The sequence below is a fragment of the Blastopirellula sp. J2-11 genome, assembly GCF_024584705.1.
Lineage (GTDB): Bacteria > Planctomycetota > Planctomycetia > Pirellulales > Pirellulaceae > Blastopirellula.
Map to the genome: position 1 here is coordinate 4568414 of NZ_CP097384.1, position 25350 is coordinate 4593763.

Consider the following 25350-nt stretch of genomic DNA (forward strand, 5'->3'; position numbering starts at 1 on the left):
ATGATGCGGTGCTAAGCAGTCGGTTAATTTTCGACCAACTGCTAGGGTGGCCCAATTGTAGATGTTCGCATCGCGCGGGGCCAGTCGCATCAATAGTCGGCGCTATCCGACGGCGTCAGCTTGAACAGATAGAAGAGGAGCGCCAGACTGGGCCCCAAAATCACGGCGCCTGCCGCGACCGCGCCGATCATCGCCCACAATACGGAATCGGGCGCCTTCGAATCGGCCAGCGTCAAAAACGGAGGAGCGATCACCGGGTACTGGGCGATTCCCCAGCCCCAGATAATATTGGCGGCGGCCAACATCGTACACGCGGCGGCCGGCGTATACTTTCGCCACAGCAAGAGCAGCAGCGAACCTGTTCCGCAAACCGCCGAAAGTGCGACCAGCGGCCAAGCGCGGGTCGCAAAACCATGCGCAAGCTCCGGCGCTTCGAGCGAAACAAAGACCAACCCCACGGCCGCCAACACGCCCATCCAAATTCCGGTCGCCAACGCGCGCTGGCGCCAAACGAGCGTTAGTTCGACCTCGCCTGACTTCTCCGCTTCGCGGGTCAAAAAGACCGCCGCCAGGTAGCAACAAAGTCCCACCGTAAAAAACGCCGTGAAGAGCGCCATCGGCGTGATCCAGTCGGTCAGGTAATTTCCTTCATACACGCCGGCGGCGTTGATCTTCGAGTCGCCAGAAGCCAACGTCCCTGCGATCGCGCCCAAAAAGAAAGGCGCCGCAGCTGAAGCGCCGGCGAACAGAGTCCGCCAAAATTGCTGCTGACGGCCAGAGTCGATCGAATAAGCGCGAAACACGTACCCGGCGCCGCGAAAGACAATCCCCACCAACACCAAAAACGCCGGCACGATAAACGCCGAGCACAATGCTTGAAACGCCAACGGAAACGCGGCGAACAACACGACCAATACAAAGATCAGCCAAATGTGATTCGCTTCCCACACTGGGCCGATCGCATGGTAAAGCAGCTTGCTTTCTTTCTCGTTCGACTGAAACGCGGTGTTGATTTCCCAGATGCCGGCGCCAAAGTCAGCGCCTCCCAGCAGCAAATAGAGGGTCGTCGCCGCTCCCAGCACAATTCCCACGATCAGTTCAGGCGACATCGGCATCCTCCGGCATCGGTTGTTTCGCCAAGATCCGCAGCACCGAAATGCAGCCGATTGTCAGCACCAGATAAATCGACATCGTCACGGCGAAAATCACCCACACGCCGGGCGCGTGAGTCACCGCATCTTTGGTTCGCAAAAAACCATGCACGATCCAAGGTTGACGCCCGACTTCGGTGACCGTCCACCCGGCTTCCATCGCCAATACGGTCAGCGGCCCACATGCGAGCAGCGTCAACAGCCACCAGCGGCGCTCGTTCCAAGCCGATTTGCCCCACTTCAGCAAATAGCCCGACCACAGTCCGACGAAGATCAACAGCGTGCCGATCCCGACCATGATTTGAAACGCCATGTGGACGATCGGCACTGGCGGATGCAGATCCTCTGGAAAGGCGTTCAACCCTTTCACTTCGGCGGCTGGATTTTCGTACGCCAACACGCTGAGCATGCCGGGGATCTCAATCGCATAGGGAGTCGTCTTCGTCTCTGGATCAGGTATCCCGCCGATCCGCAGCGGCGCGTAGGTTTCGGTTTCCCATTGCCCTTCCATCGCCGCCAACTTGATCGGCTGCGTCACGGCGACCACATGTCCCGCCCAGTGCCCCACCGGCCCTTGAACCAAAGCAAAGAAACCGCCCAGCAGCACGCCCAACGTCAACGCTCGCCGCTGATACAAGCCGTTACGTCCCCGGAGGATTTCCCATGCGTAGAAGGACGCTGCCAGAAAGCCGGTCACCATATACGCGGCGACAATCATGTGCGTCGTTTGTGCGCCGGTCGCCGGATTCAGCATCGCCGTCCAAGGCTGCACGTCAAGCAAGTTGCCGTCGGCGTCCAACTGAAAGCCTTGCGGGCAATTCATAAACGAGTTCGTCGTCACTACAAACCAGGCCGACATCGTTCCGGCCAGCGCGATCGGCAGCCCGCACAGCCAATGATGAAACGGCGACAACCGATTCCAGCCGTACAGATAGATGCCGACAAAGATTCCTTCGGTAAAGAAGGCGAACCCTTCGAGCGTAAACGGTAAACCGACAACTGGGCCAAACTTCCCCATAAACTCGGGCCAGAGCAGACCAAGTTCAAAGGAAAGCACCGTGCCCGAAACGGCGCCGACGGCGAACAGCACCGCAAAACCTTTGCTCCAGCGTTTGGCGATCGTGCGCCACACCGGATCGCCGGTTCGCAGCGAGAGCCATTCGGCCAGCACAATCAGAATCGGCAACCCCATGCCGATGCAGGCAAAGATAATATGAAAGCCGAGCGTAAAAGCCATTTGCAGGCGTGCCGGCAGTAGATTCGCGCTGTCTGCTAATAGCATCATCAAGTGGCCCACGGTCAAATGTTGGCGCCATGTTTTTGCGGCGTCTTCGTCGCTAGAGCATGTCTTCTAAGAGTGTTAGTTTCGCCGGAATTACTGAGCGGAGCAATGCGACAATTTGCCGCACGAAACGAACCGTCACAGATATTTTGCAATCGCTCCGCCGCGAGCAGCCAACGCATCCACTCTTGCCGAAACGGCCCGATCTTCCTCCAGCGGCGGCGCATTCCAAGGTTTCAGCCGCGCGTCAATCACCAGCGAACCGCGACACCCCCAATGCTTCTCTTGGGTAAACGACTCAATTCCATACGCGTCTGCGGCGGGGTTGCTGCGCGTGAACAAGGTCCAGACAAAATTGTTCAGCGACGCCGCGGCAAAGGAACTGTCGTCGGCAATCACGATCAGCGGAAACTGATTGATCGGCGCGCTGGCGTCAAATGCCGCGCAAAAACGCTCCATCTCATTCGCCCCTTGAAACGCCGGACCTTGCACGACCATCACGCCCGGCAGCGCTGCTTGCGGCGTATGGAAACCTTCTGGCAACGACAGGCTCTCCGGCAACTGGGTCAGCAATTCTCGAATCGGTCGCCCCACCGCGGCCATCACCAACTTCGACCCATGATTCAATTGCCCGCTCGAGTAGTCGAGCGTATCGATTGTCGTTTCGGTTTGAAAATGGAGATCGCGCCGCCAATCAATGCGCTCTAAGAGATGACCGAAGTAGCGCGCTAGATCATGAATCTCCAAGTTCGGATCGTCTTCGCTGGCGATGATCATCAGGTACTTGGCCAACGACATTTGTCCCTGCCCCAAGATCGCATTGGCTTGCGTTAACAATTCTTTCGGACGCGTCCGCTCGTCGTACGGCACATAGCGTTCGCTGCCGATCGCCAACATCAGCGGATGCACGCCGGCCGCATCGACCGCATGCACCGCTTTCACCCCCGGCAGAACCGTCGGAATGATTGGGCCGGTGATCTCGTGGATCAGCGCGCCAAACGTCGTATCTTCCTGCGGGGGTCGCCCGACCACGGTAAAGGGCCAGATCGCGTCATCGCGGTGATAGACTTGCTCGACCTTCAGCACCGGAAAAGGATGCGTCAGACTGTAGTAGCCCAAGTGATCGCCGAACGGCCCTTCCGGTTTGGTCTGCGGTTGGATCGTGCCGGCGATGCAAAAGTCAGCTTCGGCGTACAACGGCAACGAAGTAGCGCCGTAAGCCAACGGAATTCGATGGCCGGCCAAGGCCCCGGCAAAGGAGAGCTCGCTCAGCCCTTCCGGCAGCGGCATTACGGCCGCCAGCGACATCGCCGGAGTTCCGCCGACAAAGATGTTGGCGTGAAACGGCTTGCCCGCCGCCAGCGCCGCCGCATGATGAACGCCGATGCCGCGGTGGATTTGATAGTGCAGGCCGATTTCGGCATTGGCCGCATAGTCATTGCCGGCAAGTTGAACGCGGTACATCCCCAGGTTCGACTTCATCGCCCCCGGCTGACCAACATCCTCGGTATAAACCTGCGGCAACGTGACATAGGCGCCGCCATCATCGGGCCACGAGACCAACCGCGGCAACTGGTCAATCTTCGTCTGATTCTTCATGACCGGGCCGCTGCGCCGCTTCGACGGCATCATCTTGAGCGCCCAGAGCGGCGCCCCTGCATATCGCAGCGGCCGCTTCCACAATTCGTTGGGATCGATCTTCAGCTCAATCAGCCGTTTGACCTGGTCGATTGTGTCGCGAAACAGAAACCGAGCCTGATCCAACGAACCAAACAAATTGGAAACCATCGGAAAACGACAATTTTTGACATGGGCGAAATAAATCGCCGGGCCCCCGCTCGCGTAAACGCGACGCTGGATTTCGGCCGCTTCCAGGTGAGCGTCGATCACGTCATCGATCTGAATCAAGCGGCCATGCTTCCGCAGATCTTCTACGCATTGCCGGAGATTTCGATAGCCCATGTTGGAAAGACGGAAAAAATAAGGGTGACGGGGGAGATTTAAAATACCGGCCTGCCGCGGCGAACTATTACAGATTCGACCGTATTTGCGCCGCTAGCGACAACCGACCGCAATCGTACCCCCTTCTCGACGTCGTAACAGCCCTGGGCTCCTGTGACGAGCGGGCCAATCCCATTAAACTGGGCGAAGGAAAATCGCTTCTCGCTCTGTTTTCTTCGCTCAGAAAGACGCCGCAATGAAGATTCAACCCACCAAACAGCCGGTTCAAGACTTCGACGGAGACGCCATCATCGTGGGCGCCTACTGCGATGAATTATCGCCAACCGCCGAACAACTCGACCCCGCGATCAGCGGCGCGATCGAACGTTTAAAAGCGGCCGGCGAAATCACCGGCAAGCGGTACGAAGCGACCCGCATCCTGGCTCCGGCCGGCGTTCCGACCATCGAAGTGATCGTCATCGGCTTGGGGGCGAAGGCCGATCTGAACGCTGAGACCGTTTACGGCGCCACCGCAACGGTCGCCAAAATGGTCGCCAGCAAAAAACGGAAAAAAGTCGGCTTCTTTCTCGACGACTTCTGGCCCTCCGACCTGACCGAACAAGCGATCGCCGGGCTCTGCGTCGGCATGCATGGACAAGATCTCTATCGCCAAGAGAAGAGCCTGACCACGCCGGAAGAAATCTTCTGGTACGGCGTGGATGACGCGACGATCGAAAAAGGCGCCGCTTACGGCAACGCGATCAATCTGACCCGGATGCTGGTCAATCGCCCGGCCGCTGACATGTACCCAGCGACCTTCGCCGAAGAAGCGTCGGTCGTCGCCGAAGACTACAACCTATCGATCGAAGTCTGGGACAAGAAGAAGCTGGAAGAAGAGCGCTGCGGATCTTTGCTGGCCGTGTCGCAAGCTTCGCCGCGTGATCCGCGCCTGGTCATCATTCGCTACAACGGCGGCAAGCTGGGCGAATCGCCGCTCGCTTTGGTCGGCAAAGGGGTCACGTTTGACTCGGGCGGGCTCTCGCTCAAACCGAGCGACGGCATGAAAACGATGAAGTGCGACATGGCCGGCGCAGCGACCGTCCTGGGCGCGATCAAAGCGATCGCCGCACTCAAGCTGCCGGTCAACGTCGTCGGTCTGGTCGGCCTGGTCGAAAACGTGATCGCCGGCAACAGCTACAAACTGGGAGACGTGTTGACCGCGCGCAGCGGCAAGACGATCGAAGTGCTCAACACCGACGCCGAGGGACGTCTGGTCTTGGCCGACGTGCTGAACGTCGCCCTCGACGAAAAGCCGACGCGGATCATCGATCTGGCGACCCTCACCGGCGCTTGCGTGGTGGCGCTCGGCCTGGATGTCGCCGGTCTGATGACCAACGACGAAGAAATGCAAGACATGATCTTCGCAGCCGCCAAACGCATGGGCGAGCCGATGTGGCCGCTGCCGATGTACCCCGAGTTTGGCGAACAGATCAAAAGCCAGGTCGCCGACATCAAGAACATCGGCGAAGGCCGCTGGGGCGGAGCGATCACCGCCGCGAAATTCTTGGAAGAGTTTGTCGAAGGGACCGCTTGGACGCACATCGACATCGCCGGCCCCGCCTTCTTAGAAAAACCAAAGCCTTGGATGGACGGGGGCGCCTCCGGCTTTGGCGTGCGTACGCTCGTCGAAGTCGCCAAGACGCTTTGTAAGTAAACGTAGGAAATAAAGTTGCGGGTCGCAATCTTGTGCGACTCGCAAGTTCAAATTTCGGCGCCCGGTTGGAAAAGCTCGAAGAGTTGGGCAGGCTCCCCCGATTTCGCCTAGCAGGAGCTTGTAAGGTATAATGAAGAAGTCCTCCGAACGAATAGGGCGTCATCATGCCGCAACGACAAGAAATCCTCGAGCAAATTGCGAAGCTGGATCCGGTCGAATTCGAAGGCTTGGTTGTTGACCTTTTCTTCGCAAAAATGCTTTCCCATCCTTTCTGGACGCGCGGCGGCGGACCTCATGCCGACGACTATTCGTCGATTGTGGCGACCCCCAAAGTCTGTGGCGGCTCTGCACGGTTAATTCGTACTCGCATACCGGTATGGACGCTGGAGAGAATGCGGCAGCTTGGATTTACGGAGGCTGATATCTTGCAAAGCTTTCCCACGCTCCGAGCGCTGGATCTTGTGCAAGCGTGGGCCTACGTCGCTCAGCACCGGAAAGAGATTGAACAGGAAATTCTCGAAAACGAAGAAGATTGAGTCGTGGCCCGTCTCTACTCCAATGAAAACTTTCCGATTCCTGTCGTCCTGGAGCTAAGACGTCTGGGCCATGACATTGTGACGATTCAAGATCGCGGAAGAGACAATGAGGCGGCGACCGACCCGCAAGTTCTCGCATTTGCGGTGACGGAAGGTCGCGCAATTCTCACGTTGAACCGAAGAGACTTCAAAAGACTGCATGAGTCGCAACCGGAACATGAAGGCATAATCGTCTGCACTGCTGACCCTGATTTCAGCGGGCAAGCAGCACGGATTCACAACGCGCTGGAACGAACTCCAGATTTGCGAGGTCAGTTAATACGGGTAAATCGTCGCAGTGACTAGCGCAGGCGCCTGCACGGTCAACAATCAAGCGATTTTCAATTCTTCGCTCTCGAACAATTCGCCCTCTTCGCGTGAATAATCGGCAAATCCAGTGGCAATGGTTTGACAATCCCCTGGCGCAATCCCAAGATACGGGGGGTTCGCAGCGACGGGGAATTCCCGCAATATTCGGCCTGCCAGAGCGAATACCTGGTGAACATCTAGCAACTGGGAATTCGTTCCTCACGAAAGGGGCGGAAAATGAGCACCATGTATCTGATTTGCGCCGTCATCGGCGGTTCGGTCTTCGTCATTCAATTTCTGTTGACGCTGATCGGCATCGGTGGCGAAGCGTTTGACTTTGAGTCAGACCTGCCGGACGATCTTGATTTGCCAGACGACGCCGATCTTTCGGCGACGGCGCACGGTTCAACTTGGTTATTCGGCGTGCTGTCATTCAAGACGGTCGTCGCCGCATTCGCCTTTTTTGGAATCGCCGGCCTAGCGGCCGAAGCGGCCAACATCGGCAGCGCCGCATCGCTGGTGGTCGCGATCATCTTTGGCTTGGCGGCGATGTACGTCGTCCACTGGGTGATGCTGTTCATCTATCGCTTAGGCGTCGACGGCACCACCAAAATTGCCGATGCGGTTGGTCTGTCGGCCAAGGTCTACGTGCCGATCCCCGGTGAAAATCTGGGACAAGGCAAGATCCAAATGAAGCTGAATGATCAGATCGTTGAATACGCGGCGATGACTGCTGAGTCTGAAAAACTGTCGACCGGCACGCCGGTTCGCGTGATCCGGGTCATCGACGATTCGACTCTGGAAGTCGCCCGTTTGTCGGCATAGTCGTTAATTCTGTCACTACCTGCGTTAGCGCAACTTCTGCGCGGCGCTTTTCGTCGGCGAGATCCTCTCGCGCCGCATGCGGCAACCTACAACTACTTAGGCACGAAGTCCACCCACACGATCGGAACGCCCATCATGCTTCATACGTCACCACTTTTTTCCGCCATCTTTGGCGTCTCTGACGGCCTGTTTTGGGTTCTCGTCGGCGTAGCGCTGTTCGTGATGTTCGTATTCTCGACGATGATTTTCATCGCGAAACAATACAAACGCTGTCCTTCGAACCGCGTGCTGGTCATCTACGGTCGCACCGGTAAAGGGAGCGCCGCCAGAACGGTCCACGGCGGCGCCTCGCTGGTGATTCCGCTGCTGCAAGACTACGCCTATCTCAGTCTCGAACCGGTGCAGATCGACATTCCGCTCCGCGGCGCCTTGTCGTCCGAAAACATCCGCGTCAACGTACCGAGTTGCTTCACCGTCGCGATCGGCACTTCGCCCGGCGTGATGGACAATGCGGCCGTTCGTTTGCTAGGCCTGACCGTGGGCGAAATTCGCAAGCATTCCGAAGAATTGATCTTCGGTCAGTTGCGTCAGGTCATCGCGTCGATGCGGATTGAAGAAATCAACCGCGACCGCGACAAGCTGCTCGAACATATTCAATCGTCGCTGGAGCCGGAGTTGAACAAGATCGGTTTGATCTTGATCAACGTGAACATTACCGACATCACTGACGAGTCTGGCTACATCGACGCGATCGGCCAAAAAGCGGCTTCGCTGGCGATTCAAAATGCCCGCGGTGACGTCGCCGAAAACTTGAAGATGGGTGAAATTCGGGTCGCGGAAGCGGACAGAGCCAAATTGGTTTCGGTCGCACTGGCCCAAAAGGAACAGATCATCGGCACCCGCGAAGCGGAACGGGATCAGTCGATTCGCGTCGCCGAAATGCAGAAAGAACAGACGATCGGCGAACGAACCGCCGAGTTCGAACGCGAAGCCCAGGTCAAGAACGCCGAGCGTGACAAGCGCGTTCGCATCGCCGACGCCGACGCGACCGCGATCGAAGGAGAAAACCTCTCGAACGCCAAGATCGCCGCCTCGCAAGCCGCGCTGGCCGTGAAGCGGGCCGAAGCGTATCAAACCGGCGAAACGCGCAAAAAAGAAGCGGAAGCGGCGGTGCTCGAAGCCCAAAACCGCGCCATGGCCAAAGCGGCTCTCGCCGAAGCGGAGCGGGTGGAAGCCGAGAAACGGGCGTTGCTAGAAGCTCCCGCGAAAGCCGAAAAAGCGAAGATGGAAGTCGACGCGGCGGCCGAAGCGTCGAAACGACGCATCCTGGCCCAAGCCGACGCCGATGCGATCTACGCCAAGTTAGAAGCCGAAGCTCGCGGCGAATACGAGAAGTTGGCCAAGAAGGGGGAAGGCCTCAAACAGATCGTCCAAGCGTGTGGAAGCTCGAAAGAAGCGTTCCAACTCATGTTGCTCGAACATCTCGACAGCTTGGCCGAATCGTCGGCCAAAGCGATCTCGAACATCAAGTTCGACAAGGTCGTCGTCTGGGAAGGAGGCGGCGCCAAAGATGGCCGCTCCAGCACCGCCGACTGGCTCAGCGGCATGGCCAAAACCTTGCCCCCGATGATGCAAGTGCTAAAAGACATCGGAGGCGTCGAACTGCCCGAAGCGTTCATCCGCTACGCCGAAGATGGCCCCGAAGGCCTGGCCAAATCGGTGGAGTCGAACGGCGCGGTCGCGACCGAGGAGAAGCCGGAAACGGAGGAAGAAGACGCGTAAGCGTTTTCTCATTTCCAGAGAACAATCCAACGCAGCCGCTTTATCCAAAAACGGCTGCGTTTTTTGTGCGCACCACGAAAAAAAGAGGATCGCGAAAAAGAGGGTCAGACCCCAATTTTGCAGCAAAATTGGGGTCTGACCCTCTTTTTCGCTTGCCCCCCTTTTCGCTGCCTAGCTCAAGCATCTGCGGACGGAGACAAGCCAACCGAGTCGCTCGACTTCGTACTGGGCTGAACTGGCAGGTCTCTCCTGCTTGTTGGGTTTCTCTTCGCTACGCCCAACCTCCAAGATCTTGGAGCCCTTGGGCCCAAAAATTGTCTCTCGACAAAGCGCACGGATCCATGGTCGATTACGTTCGGCATGCGGGCACTTCCCGCGGCGATTCTGGCTCTGGGATGAGCCGCGAAATCGGCCAGGCTGGCCGGGTTTTCTGATCTTCGAAAATTCGTGACCTAGGTCGCGTTGGCGATCGAAGTGCGCGCTGGCGGACCGTTCAGAAAAATACGATGCGGTCCGGGGACCACTCAAAAAAAACGTCGCAGCCTCAGTCCACTCTTCCATCCAGAAAAAAATGGTCCGGTCCTGTCCAACCTTTGGCGATGGCATCTAAATTGCGCAACTTAACCCAGAGGCAAGATGAGGCAGTTCACCCAAAAAATGAATGCGGTCCAGTCCGACCGGCGAAAAAAAGAGTCCGGTCCTGTCCAACCTTTGGCGACGGCTTCAAAATTACGCAACTTAACACGCCGGTAAGAAGGGGCTGTTCGATAAAAAAATGAATGCGGTCCTGTCCAATTGCTTTCCCTCGCTCGCGCGTTTTGAAGTTCCGCTTTTTCATCGGTTGGCCGCGATAGCTCCGCTATCGGGGCGGCGCAGCCGTAAGAGGCAATGGTTCTCGGTATGCAGTTCGGGGCCATTTCGCCATTTCAAACGGCGCGGCGACCACGGCTCGATGCCTCTTACCGACTTCGTCGGCCCCGATAGCGGAGCCAACCGGACGTGGTTTGGCAAAATAGCACAACTTCAAACCTCGCGCGGCGGATAGGGATGAAGAATATTGGAAAAATTTTTTCGCTCTGGGACCAATCGTGTCACAGCCCTGGGCGATGCTATATCCGTCGCAGCAATGCGGTCGCAAGAAGTGAAAAATTGGCCCCTCGGTGAAGAAGGATATTTCCCATGATTCAGCACGAAGCTCTCCTCTCCCCTGCCCCGCTGTTCGATGACGCTTTGGCCGTGACTGCGGCGCCGTTTGACGAAAGTTGTTTGGATGATCTGTTTGAGGGCGCGATGGTTGATCCGCGTCCTTACCAATTGCGGATCGCGTCGAAAGCGATCTCCGCGTTTGAAGAACATCGGGCCGATCCGTTTCATGAACTTTCCGCGTCGGCGGCGTCGGTGTTGGTCGAAAGTCCTACCGGCAGCGGCAAGACGGTCATGGGATTGGGGATCGCTCAGTGGATGCAAAAACATTATGGCCTGAGTATCGGCTGGGTTTCGATGCGACGCAATCTGCTGCAGCAAGCCCAGGAAGAAAACCTGCGTAGGGGGTTTGACGTCAAGCTTGAACTCATTTCGATGTTCGACAAAAACCCGCCCAAAGTCGACATGCTGATTGTCGACGAAGCGCAGCACGACGCCGCCAGCAGTATGGCCAATCTGCATTGCTCAGTCCGCCCGCAATACATTTTGGGGCTCACCGCGACCCCGTTTCGCAGCGATCGCGTGAAGCTTTGTTTTGACACGGTGATCAAAGACGCCGGGATTCACCAGCTGATTCAAGATGACTATCTGAGCCGGTTTCACCACTTCACGATCCCCGAATATACGCCGGAAGCGGTCGCCGAACATTATGCCCGCAGCCCGCTGCATTGGGGCAAGTCGATCATGTTCTTCCATCGTCGCCAGCAATGCGACGTCGCCCAAACCGCACTAGCGGCGCACGGGATTCGCAGCGAAGTGGTCACTGCGACCAGTGATCGTGAACGTCAGTTGAACGACTTTGTCGCCGGCCGCGTGCAAGTGCTGATCAACATGAGCATTTTGACCGAAGGGTTCGATTGTCCTGATTTGCAAACGGTCTTTTGTCGACCTTCGAGCCGCGCCTGCACGATTCAGATGTGCGGCCGGGTTTTTCGCAAACATGCGGCTCATCCTTTCAAGCAGATCGTGCAGTGCCGCAACACGCCGCACCCGATCTTGAAAACGGCGACCGCCGCCGAGCAATACGTTTGGAACGGCGAGATGTGGCGCAGTTTGAAGATGAATCGCGAAATCAGCAAGATCAGCACGCGTACGCGACAGTTGATCGCCGGCGCCGAAGTCAAGCTGCCGAAACTGGTCGCCGCGGCTCGCACCTCGAAACCCTTTTGGCAGCAAGTTCGCGAAAGCTTTTAGTCAGTTAATCACGTTACAGATCGATCCACTTTCTCAAACCCATGCACGGGAGATGACGCGATGAAATGGAACTTCGAATACGGAAATGCCCGGATTAAAGATTTTCAAGTCGCCGCCGAGCGTGACCAGCGCAGCGGCAAAGTTCACGTCAAATCGATCGAGTTGCAGGGGGAGAAGCTGACGCCGACTCCCCGGTTTTGGCGGTCGATGTTCATCCGCTTCGGCTTTTCGGAGAGCGTCTTTCGCTACTTCGATCACGGCGAAGTTTTTCAGCGGATCGCGGCGCGGACTCCCAGCGATACGGTCCGTTTTTGCGTCGAACGGTCTGAGAAGGGAAATCCTCGCTTGCTATCGGTCAGCAATCCCAAACGCCCGGTGATTACGCATGACGAGGTGATCGACCTGGTCGATCGCTATAACGGCGACGACGTCGACTATAGCAACGGCATGATCACCAGCACGCATCGTCCGCGCAGCGGCGACTGCACGTTTGAAATCGGCGGCGATCATTTCAAACATCGGTTTGTGATGGAAACGCCGATCGACGGTTTCAGTCAGCCGCGGATTTTCCTTTCGTTTTTGCGGATGGTCTGCTCCAACGGTGCGATCGGTTATAGCCGCGCATTTCGCAGCGACGTCAGCTTGGGCAAAGACATCGGGCACTGCATTAGCCGCGCGCTCGACAGCTATGATAACGGCGAAGGCTACGCCGCGCTGCGGCAACGGTTTGAAAGTGCGCAAACCTCTTGGGCTTCGCTGCACGAGTGCAATTCACTCTACAAGATCTTGTGCAAATTTGAGCGCAGCAAATCGTTCTCGGCCGAGAGCGTGATGCCGGACTTCCACATAATGACAGGGCGTCTGCACGAACTGTATGGAATGGCGAATCTGGACGCTTTGAGCGAGAAACGGCAACGCATTTTGCCAGCGAAATGTCGGATTTACGATCTGGTCAATTTCGCCAGCGAGGTCGCGACGCACCACAGCGACGCCGACGCCAATCGTAGTCTGCAGGCCTATATCGGTAGCCTGATCTCCGACGAATACGACATGGAAGGGACGGCGGTCGAGTCGACCGAGTTCGCCGATCTGCTGCTGGGCGAGTCGGCCGCGGCCCTCAATTAGCCGCGCGACCGTTGCCGACCGGTACAGCGGCGGGTTACACTGCCAGTTCGCTCTTACCGCGTGAAGCGATTCGCAACTTCGTTCACGGAAGAACTGGGCCGGTGGCACGCAACGAACAACTGATCCGTCAGCACAAGATTCTGCAGATACTCGAACATTCGCGTTACGGGTATCTGCTGGAAGAGATCCGCGATGATCTGGTCAACCAATTGGGCCTGACGTCGCTGCACGTCCGCACGGTTCGCCGTGATCTAGAAGCGCTGCAAGCGGCCGGAGTCGACGTTGACTCGCACGAGTCGCCCCGCGGGCGCGTTTGGAAGATGGGAACCGGCGCTCGGGGGATGCACAAGATCAACGCATCGGCGACCGAGTTGATCGCGCTGTCACTCGGGCGAGACCTGATGTTGCCGCTGGCCGGCACGCCGTTTTGGGTCGGTATCGAATCGTTCTGGAACAAGATCAAAGAAGAACTGCCTGACGGGATCTGGGACCACTATCAAAAGTTTCGCCAGGTGCTGCACGTCAGCGGCGTCACCCCCAAGTCGTACAAAGATCAAGAAGGCGTTCTGAAAACGATCAATCGAGCGATCCAGCAACATCGCGTCGTGCAGATTTCGTATCAGACGCTCGGTCAACCCAAACCGAAAGAACGCGAAATCGAACCGTACGGCGTGGTCCTCTATCAATCGAGCATCTACATCGTCGCGGCGGCGCGCGAAATTGAAGATCTGGAAACGCGCGTGCGGCACTGGAAGCTCGACCGTTTTAAGAAAGCCGAAGCGCTCGACGCCTATTTCAAGCCGCCGAAAGACTTTGATCTCGAACAACACTTGGCGCAGTCGATCGGCATCTTCGCTTCGGAGAAGCCGCAGAACTTCAAGATCCGGATCAGCAGTTTCGCCGCGGCTTGGGTTCGCGAAGATCCCTGGCACCCAGAACAAAAGATCGAATCGCAAGCAGACGGCAGCGTCATCCTGACGGTCAAAGCGGCGAATGACTTGGAGATCATCCCCCGCGTGCTGGCGCTGGGCGCTGAAGCGGAAGTGTTGTCGCCTGCTTCGTGCCGCAAAGCGGTCGCCGAACGGGTCAAACGTTTGGCGGAGATTTACAAGATCGATTGAGACTTCCAGACGACAACGCCATTTTCGTCGGGCAAGATGCGCTGTTCTTCGGTCAGCTTGTCGGGATGTGCATAGAGGTAAGTCGTTGCGCTGATCTCTTGCCCGTCAAACGTTTCGCACCGTAATTCCTCACGGCCGTACAGCCGCGGGTAATCTTCGATCTCGTCGAGCGCCTTGATCACGCTGGCGGCGTCACGATGCTTGAAAATCCAAAGCTCACCTTGGATGCGGTCTTCGCCGTGCGCCAGCCCCGGGTATTCGCCCAGTTCATAAAGACGACCTTGCGTGAACGCGGTGACCACCGTGAGCGGCCGAGCAGGCCAAAATTTTTCGCGCTCTTCGCCCCGTTTCAAAGTTCCATATGCGAAGAAGGGGGTGATTTCGTGGGCCATTATTTGAACAGCGTGGGGGATTGGGACTTGGTTCGTTTACGAGTTTTGGGGGGCGTCGCCGGCGCTTCGATCGGCATGTCGTTCAGCGAAAGAATCGGGATCTTGGCCGAGATCGCTTGCGCCTTGTCGACCATCGTCTGATGGCAGGTCAAAAACAAGATCTGCACCCGGGGATCAAAATCTTGCAACACCGCCAACGTGCGTTGCTGCCGCTGGTCGTCAAAGTTGACCAGGATATCATCCATCACGACCGGCAAAACTTCGCTGCCGGCGGCGTAGCTTTCGATATAAGCCAGACGAATCGCCAGATAGAGTTGCTCGCGCGTCCCGGTGCTCAGCTCTTCCGCCGTTTTCGGTTTCCCCTCGCGAGGCAAGACGATCAATGTTCCCAGCTCATCCAATTGGCGTTCGATACCTTGGTATTCTCCGGCTGTCATTTCGCGGAAGAGCCGCCCCACCGCTTCCAGCATGTCTCCTTGCGTCTTGGCTCGATGCTTGGCGACCGCGCGGTCGATCAAGGCGCGAGCCAACACCAGCGGCGCGTACTGGTCGACTTTCTCCTGCAGTTCCCCTTTCAAGCTTTCCAATTCCGACGCGACGGCGATCGACTTGTCTGAACCTTCCAACGACTCTTGTTGTTGTCGGGCGCGGCCCAGTTGCTCTTTCACGTCATCCAATTGTTCGTGGAGTTTGGCGACCTCCGCTTCGCTTTCAACGCGACGCAATTGCACATCGTCTAGATCGGCGGCGGCAAGCGCTGCGGCAAACGCGTCCGCGTCTTCGGACTGACGAATGCCGGTCAGCTCGGCTTGCAATGTCCGCCGCTCCGTTTCCAACTCGGCAAGCTGGCGCGCTTTGTGAGTCGCTTCTTCCAGACCAGCGTCATCGGCGACGCCGGAAGCGTCTCGCCAAGTGGAAAGTTGCGCCTCGATCGCCGATTGCTGCGCCTCGCACTCGGCGATTTGCTGCTCGAGACGAGTCAGCTGTTTTTCAGCATGTTCTCTTTGGTGATTCGCGGCGATCACTTCTTTCAAGCGTCGGTCAAGTTCCAGTGCAGCAGCTTCTGCTGTCAGCGTACTGGGCGCCAAACCGGCGGCCGACCAACACGCGGTCACCTCTTGCTGGAACGCATCGATTCCTTTTTGCATGTCGGAAACGCGCATCTGCAAGCTGGCTCCCTTGTCACGCATCGCGCGAACCGCGTCGATCCGCGACAGCAAGTCAATGATGATCTGCGCGTCTGAAGAGCCCAGATCCGGCGCGGCGGCCAGCAGCGAGCGAATCGTTTCCATCGCCGTCAGCTGGCGCTCCTGCAGTTGCCGACAAGCGTCCATAGCGGCGACGCGATCAAAGTTTAGCTTCTTCGCCGCGGCCGAAACTTGCGTATGTTCGTCACGCCGTTTGGTTTCAGCCGCGACCGCACGTTCCAACGCATCAACCGCCGATGCAATGTCGTCGGAACCGTTCTCCGCCGGCAGAACATTGTTGATTTGCTGAACGAGCAAATCGTTCGCAGCGGCGATTTCCGCCAGCGACGCTTCGATCACCGCAATGCGATCTTCCAGTTCTCGCCAACGACGCAACTTGTCGCTCCAGCTAAGCATGTCGCTGGGAGATTGCGGAGCAACGCCCAAGGGACTCCATAACGCTAACCATTCGTCATGCAGCGTTTGCTGATGCTGATCGGCTGCTTCCAGCGCTTGACGACAACGCTCAATCCGGCGCGTTGTCAGGTGAAGATCGTCAGTCAACTTGTCGCGCCGCGCATGCAACTCGGCTTGCTCCTGACGGCGATCGGCGAGCTCGTCCGGCTTCTTCAACAACGCTGCAAACGCAGCTAACGTCTGTTTGCTTGCAGCGCCAGATTCGATTGAATCTCGAAGTTCGCTCCACGCGGCGTCTCGTTGTTGGCGAGCCTCTTCGAGTTGCTCACGCGGAACCAACGCATGACGCTGGTCAAGCAAATCGATCTCGGTCTGGCGCTCGGCTTGCGACTCTTCTTCGGCCGCATGTCGCTGCCGGGCTTCATCTCGCTTCCGTTCAGCCAGCAGGAAAGCATCGGCAAATCGTTGGATATCGCCATCGGCCGGCAATTGATCGACGCTCACTTTTTCGTAGCCGGCCAGGGCGGCGACGCTCTTATTCAGCGGTTTCGCCGCCGTCAAAAGTTGTTGCAGATCACGCCGGTGGTCGACTTCTTTGTCGGCGCGGCGACTCCAGGCGTTGGCCTCTCGCGTGAGCGGAGCGAAATCGATATCGCTAACCGGCGGCAGATCGGCCAGACGCTGTTCGGCCTGTTGGCATTCGCGCTGCAGACGTTGCTCTTCTTGTTCATAAACCTTCAATTGGCTGCGCAGATCGCTCTCGGTCGCCGCGGCCTGCTCGACTTCTTTCCGCTGAGGATGCGACAAGGTGAATTGGGAAAGGGTCGCAACGCTCCAGTCGGGATGAAGTTCGCGCATCGCGCGATCGGCGTCAGCCAGCGCTGCGGCCTGCTCTTGCTCGCGGAGCGGAATGTGGTTGCGAAAGCTTCGAATCTCACCGACCGTCTGAACCAGGCGATGGATCGTCTCCTCTTGGCGAATCAGATCGTCGCTGATCGCCGCAGCGCTCTCGCTTTGTTCTTTGGTCATCAACTCCCATTGCGAACGATAGCGCGAAAGCTCTTCTACCAGCGACTGCAGCTTGGTCCGCTGCACGCCGAACTTTTCTATCGCTTCGCGCGGCGGTTGCTTTTCGCCTGACAGCGTCTCGATCTGCTCGCTCAGCTGGGTGATCTTGATCCATACCGGATACGCATTTTCGATCCGTTCTAAATGCTTGAGTCGTCGGTACGCTTCCGCATGTTCCTGTTGCAACTGATCGCGGCGTTCGACCAACTGATCCAGATCGCGCAGCATCTCGTCATAGTGGGTCGGCCGCAGCGGTGCGCTGCGGAGCCGGGTACGCGCTTCCCGAACTTGCGACAGCAGTTCATTGATGCGAGGTTTGCGGCCGGTCGGCAAGAAGAGAGTGCTGCTCTCCGTTTCAAGCGTCTTCTTCAGCGTCTGCAATTGCCCCAAGCCGCCGAGGCTCCCCCCGTACAGCGCTTCATCCATGCTGGCCGCTTTCAGCCCCTCTTCTCCCGAAGCGAGTTCGGTCAGCGAAAACCCAAACAGCTGCTCATAGGCGGCTTGCTCGACGCCTTCGAGCAAGTCGAGCCAGGCCGGTTCATCAAACGTCTCGCCGCTCTTCGTGAACTGCCCTGTCAGGGGCGACTTGTTCGACTTGGTCCGTCGAAACTCCAGTTCGCGTCCATCCCCTAAGGTTCCTTCCAGCTCGACCGCCATCTTTCCGGCGTCGGCAAACGCGTACGGATTGCGGACGCGGAAACCGAAGATCGTCTCGCGAATCAGTTGCAGCAGCGTCGATTTGCCTGCTTCGTTGGGGCCATAGATGATTTGCAATCGGTCGCCAAATTCGAAGCGACGATTGGTGAAGAGACCGAAGTTTTCGGCCAGAATCGTCTTGATTTTCATGCTGCGCCCTCCAATCCGGTCAGCAAGATTTGTTCGGCGGCGGCGAGCCACTCTTCCAGCCGGGCTCTCGTATCGCGCTCGTCGCTCAGGTCAGCCTGGGCGGAAGAGAGCTTTTCGAACAGCGATTTTAATTCGGGCGACAGCGCGGCGAGCGCCTCGGGGTCTTCTCGCAATAGCTCCACTTCGCGAGAGAGTTCGCCCAGCAGATCGGCTTCGCTTCGTGAGCGTTCCTTACGCGGGGCGCTGGTCCGAATTTTGACTTTCTCAATACACAGTTCATCACTGATCACCGCGGCCGCGTCGCGCACGCGGCCGATCCAGTCGCCTTGCTTCAAAGGGTCGTTCAGCTCGGCATGCAGTTGGCATCTTCCGGTCAGACGAACCCGGGCCACCGTAAAACGTCCTTCGTTCTGTTCATGTGCGGCGGAGAGCGCGTCTCGAATTTGCTCGTCCAGCTGTTTCGCATCGGCGTCCGACGCGACGATGATCTCTAGTTCGCTCCACCGCAGCACGTCGGTCGGTTCAAAGCGAACTTCTTCGAGTTCTCCATCGGCGACCGACGCGATCAGACATCCTTTGGCGCCCTGCTCGCGGATATGTCGCCCTTGCGTATTGCCGCTGTAGGCGACATACGGATGTTCGCACAGGGGAGCGACTTCGCGCAGATGAATATGCCCAAGCGCCCAATAGTCGTACCCTTTGCCGCGCAGCGTGTCGATCGTCGTCGGCGCGTAGGGATCATGCTCGTCATAACCTTGCAAGCTGGTATGCAGCATGCCGATGTTGAAGTGACCGGGGATCGCGGCGGGATAGGCGGCGGCGAGATCTTCCAGTACGTCAGGTCGAGCGAACCCTCGACCATGGATCGCGACTTTCACGTCGTCCAGCGTGATCGTCTCGGCCTGTTTGACCGAAAGCTCGCTGACGTTGTCAGGCCAACGAATCGATTTTTGCAACTTGCTTTCGGCGTCGTGATTTCCGCGGATATAAAAGACGCGGATGCCGTGAGCGTCGAGTCGGCGAAACTGGGCGATCGTCCATTGCCCGGTCCGCATGTCTTGCCATTGACCGTCGAACAGATCCCCCGCGATCAGCAGAAACGCGACCTCTTCACGAATCGCCAGGTCAACGAGCTTTTCAAACGCGGTCCGCGTCGCCAACTGCACGCGCTGCATCATCGCCGGATCAATTCGCCCGAGACCTTGCAGCGGGCTATCAATGTGTAAGTCGGCGGCATGAATGAAACGAAAGCTCATGATTTCACCTCTACGATCTTGTCAATCGATGCGAAGTAGAGATGGCCGCTGACCGACTTCTCCGGCAGGCGCCACATCTGTTGCACCGCGCGGCGATAGGCGTTGACCTGCGGGCGATAGAAGGCGGACCGATCGGCCAGCGACTGGGCGTCACCCTCCGCCAAACGATCGGTCTTGTAATCAACTACATCGGCGGCGACCACTTCCGATCCCTCTTTCCATAAAACCAAACGGTCGATTGACCCGTTCTGGATTCCTCCTTCGACCGCGATCGCGAAGGTCTGCTCTTGGCGAACTTCTGCGATCGCGTCGGCGGCGACAAACTTCGGCCGCGGCGCCGTCTGGCGATTTAGCAACTGCCGCAGATGAGGTTGCTCGATCGTCTTGCGGAAGCGAGAAAGCAAATGATCGATATTCAACGCATCGCCCACAATCGCCCGGGCGATCTCGCGAAACCGCGTCTCATTCAGCTCAAAGTCGTTCAGCCACGCTATCCGCTCTAGCCAGGCATGCGTCACCGAGCCAAACAGGCGACCTGTCGAATCGGTCGTATGCAATAGGTTGGCGACTTTCAAACGCGGGCCCCCTTCCATCTTCGACGGAGAGAGGGTCTCGCCGCGCTGCGCCTTCGCCGGAGCCATCGCGATTGGCAAACGCCGCGCTACCGCAGGCATGCGATGCAAGCGTGGAGTATCGGCCGCTGAAAGATGGGCGAACCACGCAGCGTCCCCCATCGCGAACACAACGTCATTGCCTTGCGGTTGACGCTTGACCTCCAATGCTTCGGTCAATAGCCCAGCCATCGTGCGCGGCGTCTTCTTTTCACGGGCCGAGGGAGGCTTGATCATCACATGCATCGCATGCACCGCGCGAGTAATCGCCACATACAAGACGCACAGCTCTTCGACCGCTTGCTGCGAACTGGCGCTGGTAAACATCTGTTGCAAGCGGGGAGGCAACACCTTTTGCACATCTTTGTTGGCGTAGCGAACAATCCCGGTGACCGGCGCGAGCGGCGCCGCCCGCTCGATGACAAAATTAGGCGAACGACCGGGGAATTCATGATCTAAATCCAACAGCACCACCACATCAAACTGCAGCCCCTTCGCTTGATGGATCGTCATCACGCGTACAGCCGACGCCTGAGGATCGGCGACGCGCTGCGTCTCGACAAACTCCACAAAATCGCTCGTCCGCAGCGTCGCTTTCGGCTGATAGGCATGCGCCATTCGAACCAACTGTTCGATGCGCCGGCGCTCGCGTGAATTGCCGATTTCGACCAGCACCTGCGACCAGCGGCGGAGCATCGCACCATAGCCCAAAACCAGCAGATCACTCCGCAGCGTCTGCGCTAGTTCCGATCCCTTTTGTGACCCAATGTGCGGCGTCAGTCCGATAATGGGCGCCAAAGGGCTGTTCTGCACATGGAACCGGGCGACCGTATCGGCCGGATGATCGATCCATTGCAGCAGCGACATCATCAATTGAACCGACGCCGAATCGGTCAGCGTCCCCCCTCCTTCTTCGCTGGCGGTTACGCCGCGCTGGCGAAGTTCAAAGATCATCTTCCGGACGGCGGAGTTCGTACGGACCAAGACGCCGACTTCGCTCCCCGGCGAATCTTCTAAACTGCGGCAAACGCGCTCGGCGGCCGCGACAAACAGCATCTCGTCGGATGGGTCGCCGTCTTCATCGTACCGCGCGGTTTCGACGCTGACATAGCCCGGCAAACTGGTTTTGGCGGTCGAGTGATCGGCGAACATCGTCTGCCAACGTTTGACTCCGTCTTCAAACCGATCGAGCGACGGATGCCGATGCAGATTCCGCGCGACCAGATTCACAAAGTCGATCACCACCGGTGACGAGCGAAAACTGACAGCAAGTTCGGCTTCGTCCAGCTCACCCAGTTCCGCGACCACTTCCTCAAAAATCTCGGCCACGCCGCCACGCCAACCATAGATCGCCTGCTTCACGTCACCAACGCAAAAGAAGCTGCCTAGCGGCTGCGCAGTCACGCGCCGCGCAACGGGGCGCAACACGCTCCATTGGGCTGGCGACGTATCTTGAAACTCATCCAGCAGCAAATGGTTGATATGGCCATCCAGTCGATAAGCGACATGGGTGGGCGAATTGGCGTCGGCTTGTCGCGAGAGAAAGCGGGTGACGTCGTCAAAACGGTAGGCCTGCGACTGGAACTTCAGCCGGCGATAGATCGCGTCAAATCGGTCGAGCAGTTGAAAGGCGCCTTCGGTCTGACGGACCAGCAAATTGTATGGCTCACAAGCGGCGGCGGATATCAAAGTTTGATAGGCGCGAGCGACATCGGCCGGGATCTCGGCGCGGTAGTACGAGAGGTCATCGTCGATGACCTTTTTCGCCAATCCTTTTTCCAGAAACCCGCCGAAGTCGCCTTCATCAAAGCGGGCCAGATCTTCATTGCGGGCCTTCGTCATCCGCTTGTCGAGCGGCGCTTCAAGCAGCAACTTTTTCGCCGCGGCGATCTCTTGTTCTTGCGGCGGCTTGCGGGGCTTCAGCGCCGTCCAAACGGCGGCCGGGGTTTCCTGAAAGAGGCCGTAGAATTGGCTGGCCGCGTCCAACATCAACTGACTGACGCCGCGGGTCGTCTCACCTTTGCTCATCAAGTGGACGATCTCCAGGACCAGCGCCGCTTCGTTCTCGCGCAGCAGTTCTTCGATCGCATTGATTCGCAGTTCCGAGTCATCCACTTCATCGGCGATCGACCACCCCGGCGGAAAGCCCATTTCAAAACTGAAACACTGGGCGACCTGAATGAAAAAGCTGTCGAGCGTTTGCACGCGCAGGCGATGCAGTTGCCGCGTCAGTTCACGCAAGGTCGCAACGCACGCGGCTGGAGTGACCGGCGCCGCTTCGATGAAGCTGTTCAACTCGACCAGTTTTTGCGGATCGCGGGCCGCTTCGGCCAAACGAATCATAATGCGATCCAGGATTTCGCCGGCCGCTTTGCGCGTAAAGGTGGTCGCTAAGATTTCAGCCGGAGCGTCGCCGGAGGCCAATACGCCGAGAAAGCGATTGGAAAGTTGAAACGTTTTTCCCGATCCGGCCGAGGCGCGAATCAAGCGATGCTGGAATGGTCTCATCGGGTGATCTCCTCCGCGGCGGCCAACAACTCGGCAGGCGGAGACCAACGTCCTAACACGCCGTCCTGGCAAATTCGGGAATAGTCGTCGTTTTGCCCGCGAATATCGGCCGGCGGCCAGAACTCGCCGCGGCGGATCTTTCGTACGACATCCACAATCACCTCTTCGGCCTGATCAAAATCGGCGTCTTCCCATCCGGCGGCGCGATACTTTACATCTTCGCGTTTCGCTGGCAGCGTAAAGTAACCGACCTCGACATGCGGACCGATCCCCAACTCGCGGGCAATCATCCGATAGAAAGGCAACTGCACGTTGAACCACTCACGCTCTTCAAATTTGCCTTTGTGGTGATCGGTCTCCGGCTTCTTCGCGGTGTCAGACGTTTTGTAATCGACGACCGCCCAACTGTTGGTGTCGGGGTGATGATCGATCCGGTCGATGCGGCCCTTTAAACGAACCGGAACATCGTCGACGATTAGAAGCGGCTCATGCTGGGCGTTGTCGGTTTCGGTTCGCACGATCTTCCAGCCCTCACCGGCGCGGCGTGCCTGAGTTGTCGCAAACCATTGCAAACGCAGCCGCAGTTGTTCAACTTGGATTCGTACCGCCGGCAAGACGCGCGCTCCAAATTTCTCGCGCACCAGTTCGCTGAGCGCCTGCTGCAAGAATTCGCGGATGGCCCCCTCGTCGACGGAGTTGCGAAGCTCGCTTCTTCCAAACGCTTCGAGCGAATCATGCGCCAGATTGCCAAACTGGGCGGCGTCCAACTCGCGAGCACTGTCCGAATACGATCGCAGCCGCAAGATTTTTTCGAGATAGTAACGATAGGGACAATACAAATAGCGGCGAATATCGCTGGCCGTAATCTTGTCGACGGGATAAGGCCCCGGCGCAGGCAGCGGGATTCCGATCGCTTGCCCCAACAGTTCGGTCTCGCCTGACTGGAATTCGACCGCCCGGTTGTGGATCGCCTCGGGGGCGCCAAACATCCGCTCGACCGCAACCGGCAGCGCCGTGTCATCGCAACCAAATAGTAAGCGACTAGGCGCTAAGGGATCGCCTGCGGAAGTTCGCTTGGCGACGATCACATCGAGATCGCGGCGGCTGTTCATCAACAATTCGAAGGCATAGGCGTCACGCGCCAAACGCCGCGAATTATCTTCGATCCCCAGTCGTTCCCGCAGCGAATTGGGCAAGAAGAGATCACCGTTGGCGGAACTCGGCGTCAGACCATCATTGAAACTGGTCAAGATCAGCGCCGGCGCGTCTCCGAGCGGCAATTCGAGCCAACCAAGCAGTTCGATTACGCCATCACGCGGCTCTTCCGGAATCAAATCAGCGCGAAGCAAACGTAGCAGAATATCGATCGCTTCACTGGCCGACAGCAGCGGTTGCAATGTATCGGGAATTTCTTCCCAGGTCGCGAGCGCATTTTGAATCGCTTCGATCGGTAAATAGATCGAGCGGTAATCATCGCTCCCCGGCGTCAGCTCGCGCTGGCCATAGATCGACTGCAATAGCTCGTTAATCGGCTGCCGCCAATCGACCAAGGGACATATCGGTTGCGTCAACGGCATCGCGATGCGATCCATCTGCGTCATCAAATCGGCGATCGTCTCCCCTTCTAACTCGGTCGCATCGAGCGCATCACGCAGGTGCTCACCGAAGAACATGTCCAGCGTTTCGAGCGGGTCGCGATCAGCTTCGATCAATCGCCAAACGTCCGGATGACGCAGCGCTTCGGCCAAGGTGGCGAAACTGCGGCGTCGCAAATAATCGGAGAATGTTCGCAACAAACGGCAGGGAAGCGCATCAACGACCGCCGTGCCGGGACCAAAGCGGCTGTCGAGCTGATGCGCGGCCAGGCGTTGTTTTAATTCAGGGACCAGCGCCTCGTCCGGTACGCCGATCATCACTTCTTCCGGCGCGTAGCGTCCGGCGAAGTTCGCCAGACACGCGACCGCTTGCTCGGACTGATCAGCGGGACCTTCGACCAGATAGACGCGACTGGGATCAACCACTGCGCGGCGATCTGACCAGGCTTCCGATCGCAGGCAACCATGCGCGTCAAACGAATCCGCCAACTCTTCTGGAGCGGCGATCAGGGCCGAAATCTCGGCGCCGTGCGAAGCCGCCTGATCGAGCATCGACCGCAACGTTTGATTCAAGTCGACGGCGCCGATTAGCACGAGCTTCCGATCACAACGACATTCGTCGTATTGCAGCGCAAACAGTCGAGCCGTCTCTTTGTCCCAGACGCCGACCCGATCCAGTCGCGCCAGATAATCTTGCTGCAGCTGCGCGAGCGTTCGCCAACGCTCGAGCTCGGCGAATCCCGGAATCTCTTTAGCGCGCTCGGCGACACCGGCGAAGTCGAGCTTTTCACTCGCCAGCTCGCGATGCGTTTTGCGAATGATTTCGCCATACTCGCGCCATTGCGGCAGATCGTCGGTCGCCGGCGGAAAGGGAATGAGATGTTTCAGTTGCTGCGTCGCGAACAGCCGCAACGTTTCGGCCCACGCCAACTGTTGCGTCAACTGACTGGCGAAGGGACGCTTTTGTTCGTACAGAAGCTCCGGCGTTTGCCCTACGCCGCAAAGCATGGGGGGAACAAGCGAAGCCTCCTGAGCTTCGGCCCGCTCTACCAACAGATCGCGCAGGCGACGTCCCGCTTGGGCCCCAGGCAGAATCAACGCGTACTGACTTAGATCGAGCAAAGGCCCATCGCGATGCGCCCGCGAAATCAGATGATCGGCCGCCGAAATCAGCGCAGGGCGATCCCAGCCAAGAAAATATCGCGCTAAGTCGGTTGGTCGTCCTGACATGGCTCGCCTTTGCTCTGA

Annotated in this window: 16 protein-coding genes; 8 read left to right on the forward strand and 8 right to left on the reverse strand. The window is 58.0% G+C overall.

Annotation, left to right across the window (positions count from 1 at the left end; translation table 11 throughout):
• Positions 1-89 precede the first annotated feature (89 nt).
• The 3 genes from M4951_RS18080 to M4951_RS18090 all read right to left on the reverse strand — a co-directional run bounded on the left by M4951_RS18080 (position 90) and on the right by M4951_RS18090 (position 4395).
• Positions 90-1109 (reverse strand): cytochrome d ubiquinol oxidase subunit II, encoded by a 1020-nt coding sequence (locus tag M4951_RS18080; protein WP_262023034.1) that lies wholly within the window; start codon positions 1107-1109, stop codon positions 90-92.
• Positions 1099-2436 carry a cytochrome ubiquinol oxidase subunit I gene (locus M4951_RS18085; protein WP_262023035.1) on the reverse strand — a complete coding sequence of 446 codons (1338 nt, stop codon included), beginning with the start codon at positions 2434-2436 and terminating at the stop codon, positions 1099-1101. Before M4951_RS18085 ends, M4951_RS18080 begins: the two co-directional genes overlap by 11 nt.
• A 135-nt stretch (positions 2437-2571) precedes the next feature.
• Positions 2572-4395 (reverse strand): UbiD family decarboxylase, encoded by a 1824-nt coding sequence (locus M4951_RS18090; protein ID WP_262023036.1) that lies wholly within the window; start codon positions 4393-4395, stop codon positions 2572-2574.
• A gap of 235 nt (positions 4396-4630) precedes the next feature.
• Here M4951_RS18090 and M4951_RS18095 point away from each other — a divergent pair, with 235 nt between their 5' ends.
• From M4951_RS18095 to M4951_RS18130, 8 genes are all read left to right on the forward strand, one after another.
• Positions 4631-6088, forward strand: a complete 1458-nt coding sequence (locus tag M4951_RS18095) for a leucyl aminopeptidase (protein ID WP_262023037.1) — start codon at positions 4631-4633, stop codon at positions 6086-6088.
• A gap of 164 nt (positions 6089-6252) precedes the next feature.
• The gene (locus M4951_RS18100; RefSeq protein ID WP_262023038.1) at positions 6253-6624 is read left to right on the forward strand and encodes a DUF433 domain-containing protein; all 372 of its coding nucleotides are present in this window, start codon (positions 6253-6255) and stop codon (positions 6622-6624) included.
• 3 nt (positions 6625-6627) lie between these two features.
• Positions 6628-6969, forward strand: a complete 342-nt coding sequence (locus tag M4951_RS18105; RefSeq protein WP_262023039.1) for a DUF5615 family PIN-like protein — start codon at positions 6628-6630, stop codon at positions 6967-6969.
• Between the two features lie 240 nt (positions 6970-7209).
• Positions 7210-7797, forward strand: a complete 588-nt coding sequence (locus M4951_RS18110) for a hypothetical protein (RefSeq protein ID WP_262023040.1) — start codon at positions 7210-7212, stop codon at positions 7795-7797.
• Positions 7798-7932: 135 nt separating this feature from the next.
• Positions 7933-9579, forward strand: a complete 1647-nt coding sequence (locus M4951_RS18115) for a flotillin family protein (RefSeq protein ID WP_262023041.1) — start codon at positions 7933-7935, stop codon at positions 9577-9579.
• Between the two features lie 1179 nt (positions 9580-10758).
• Positions 10759-11976: a DEAD/DEAH box helicase gene (locus tag M4951_RS18120; protein ID WP_262023042.1), complete on the forward strand. Its 1218-nt coding sequence runs from the start codon at positions 10759-10761 to the stop codon at positions 11974-11976.
• Positions 11977-12036: 60 nt separating this feature from the next.
• Positions 12037-13101 (forward strand): DUF932 domain-containing protein, encoded by a 1065-nt coding sequence (locus M4951_RS18125; RefSeq protein WP_262023043.1) that lies wholly within the window; start codon positions 12037-12039, stop codon positions 13099-13101.
• A gap of 101 nt (positions 13102-13202) precedes the next feature.
• Entirely contained in the window at positions 13203-14222 is a 1020-nt protein-coding gene (locus M4951_RS18130) for a helix-turn-helix transcriptional regulator (protein WP_262023044.1), read from the forward strand.
• On the opposite strand, the gene M4951_RS18135 is transcribed toward M4951_RS18130, so the two are convergent.
• From M4951_RS18135 to M4951_RS18155, 5 genes are read right to left on the reverse strand one after another with little or no spacing between them, the layout of a single operon-like run.
• On the reverse strand, positions 14207-14614 hold the full coding sequence (locus M4951_RS18135) for a gamma-glutamylcyclotransferase (protein WP_262023045.1): 408 nt from the start codon (positions 14612-14614) through the stop codon (positions 14207-14209). The genes M4951_RS18130 and M4951_RS18135 overlap by 16 nt on opposite strands.
• On the reverse strand, positions 14614-18132 hold the full coding sequence (locus M4951_RS18140; protein ID WP_262023046.1) for an AAA family ATPase: 3519 nt from the start codon (positions 18130-18132) through the stop codon (positions 14614-14616). Before M4951_RS18140 ends, M4951_RS18135 begins: the two co-directional genes overlap by 1 nt.
• Positions 18129-19388, reverse strand: a complete 1260-nt coding sequence (locus M4951_RS18145) for an exonuclease SbcCD subunit D (protein WP_262023047.1) — start codon at positions 19386-19388, stop codon at positions 18129-18131. The genes M4951_RS18140 and M4951_RS18145 overlap by 4 nt, the downstream gene beginning before the upstream one ends.
• Positions 19385-22507 (reverse strand): UvrD-helicase domain-containing protein, encoded by a 3123-nt coding sequence (locus tag M4951_RS18150; protein WP_262023048.1) that lies wholly within the window; start codon positions 22505-22507, stop codon positions 19385-19387. Before M4951_RS18150 ends, M4951_RS18145 begins: the two co-directional genes overlap by 4 nt.
• On the reverse strand, positions 22504-25332 hold the full coding sequence (locus M4951_RS18155) for a PD-(D/E)XK nuclease family protein (protein ID WP_262023049.1): 2829 nt from the start codon (positions 25330-25332) through the stop codon (positions 22504-22506). Before M4951_RS18155 ends, M4951_RS18150 begins: the two co-directional genes overlap by 4 nt.
• Positions 25333-25350: the final 18 nt, after the last annotated feature.

Bases quoted from the DNA above. Each gene is read 5' to 3' on its own strand.
- M4951_RS18080 (WP_262023034.1), bottom strand. From the start codon at position 1,109: ATGTCGCCTGAACTGATCGTGGGAATTGTGCTGGGAGCGGCGACGACC.
- M4951_RS18085 (WP_262023035.1), bottom strand. From the start codon at position 2,436: ATGATGCTATTAGCAGACAGCGCGAATCTACTGCCGGCACGCCTGCAA.
- M4951_RS18090 (WP_262023036.1), bottom strand. From the start codon at position 4,395: ATGGGCTATCGAAATCTCCGGCAATGCGTAGAAGATCTGCGGAAGCAT.
- M4951_RS18095 (WP_262023037.1), top strand. From the start codon at position 4,631: ATGAAGATTCAACCCACCAAACAGCCGGTTCAAGACTTCGACGGAGAC.
- M4951_RS18100 (WP_262023038.1), top strand. From the start codon at position 6,253: ATGCCGCAACGACAAGAAATCCTCGAGCAAATTGCGAAGCTGGATCCG.
- M4951_RS18110 (WP_262023040.1), top strand. From the start codon at position 7,210: ATGAGCACCATGTATCTGATTTGCGCCGTCATCGGCGGTTCGGTCTTC.
- M4951_RS18115 (WP_262023041.1), top strand. From the start codon at position 7,933: ATGCTTCATACGTCACCACTTTTTTCCGCCATCTTTGGCGTCTCTGAC.
- M4951_RS18120 (WP_262023042.1), top strand. From the start codon at position 10,759: ATGATTCAGCACGAAGCTCTCCTCTCCCCTGCCCCGCTGTTCGATGAC.
- M4951_RS18125 (WP_262023043.1), top strand. From the start codon at position 12,037: ATGAAATGGAACTTCGAATACGGAAATGCCCGGATTAAAGATTTTCAA.
- M4951_RS18135 (WP_262023045.1), bottom strand. From the start codon at position 14,614: ATGGCCCACGAAATCACCCCCTTCTTCGCATATGGAACTTTGAAACGG.
- M4951_RS18140 (WP_262023046.1), bottom strand. From the start codon at position 18,132: ATGAAAATCAAGACGATTCTGGCCGAAAACTTCGGTCTCTTCACCAAT.
- M4951_RS18145 (WP_262023047.1), bottom strand. From the start codon at position 19,388: ATGAGCTTTCGTTTCATTCATGCCGCCGACTTACACATTGATAGCCCG.
- M4951_RS18150 (WP_262023048.1), bottom strand. From the start codon at position 22,507: ATGAGACCATTCCAGCATCGCTTGATTCGCGCCTCGGCCGGATCGGGA.
- M4951_RS18155 (WP_262023049.1), bottom strand. From the start codon at position 25,332: ATGTCAGGACGACCAACCGACTTAGCGCGATATTTTCTTGGCTGGGAT.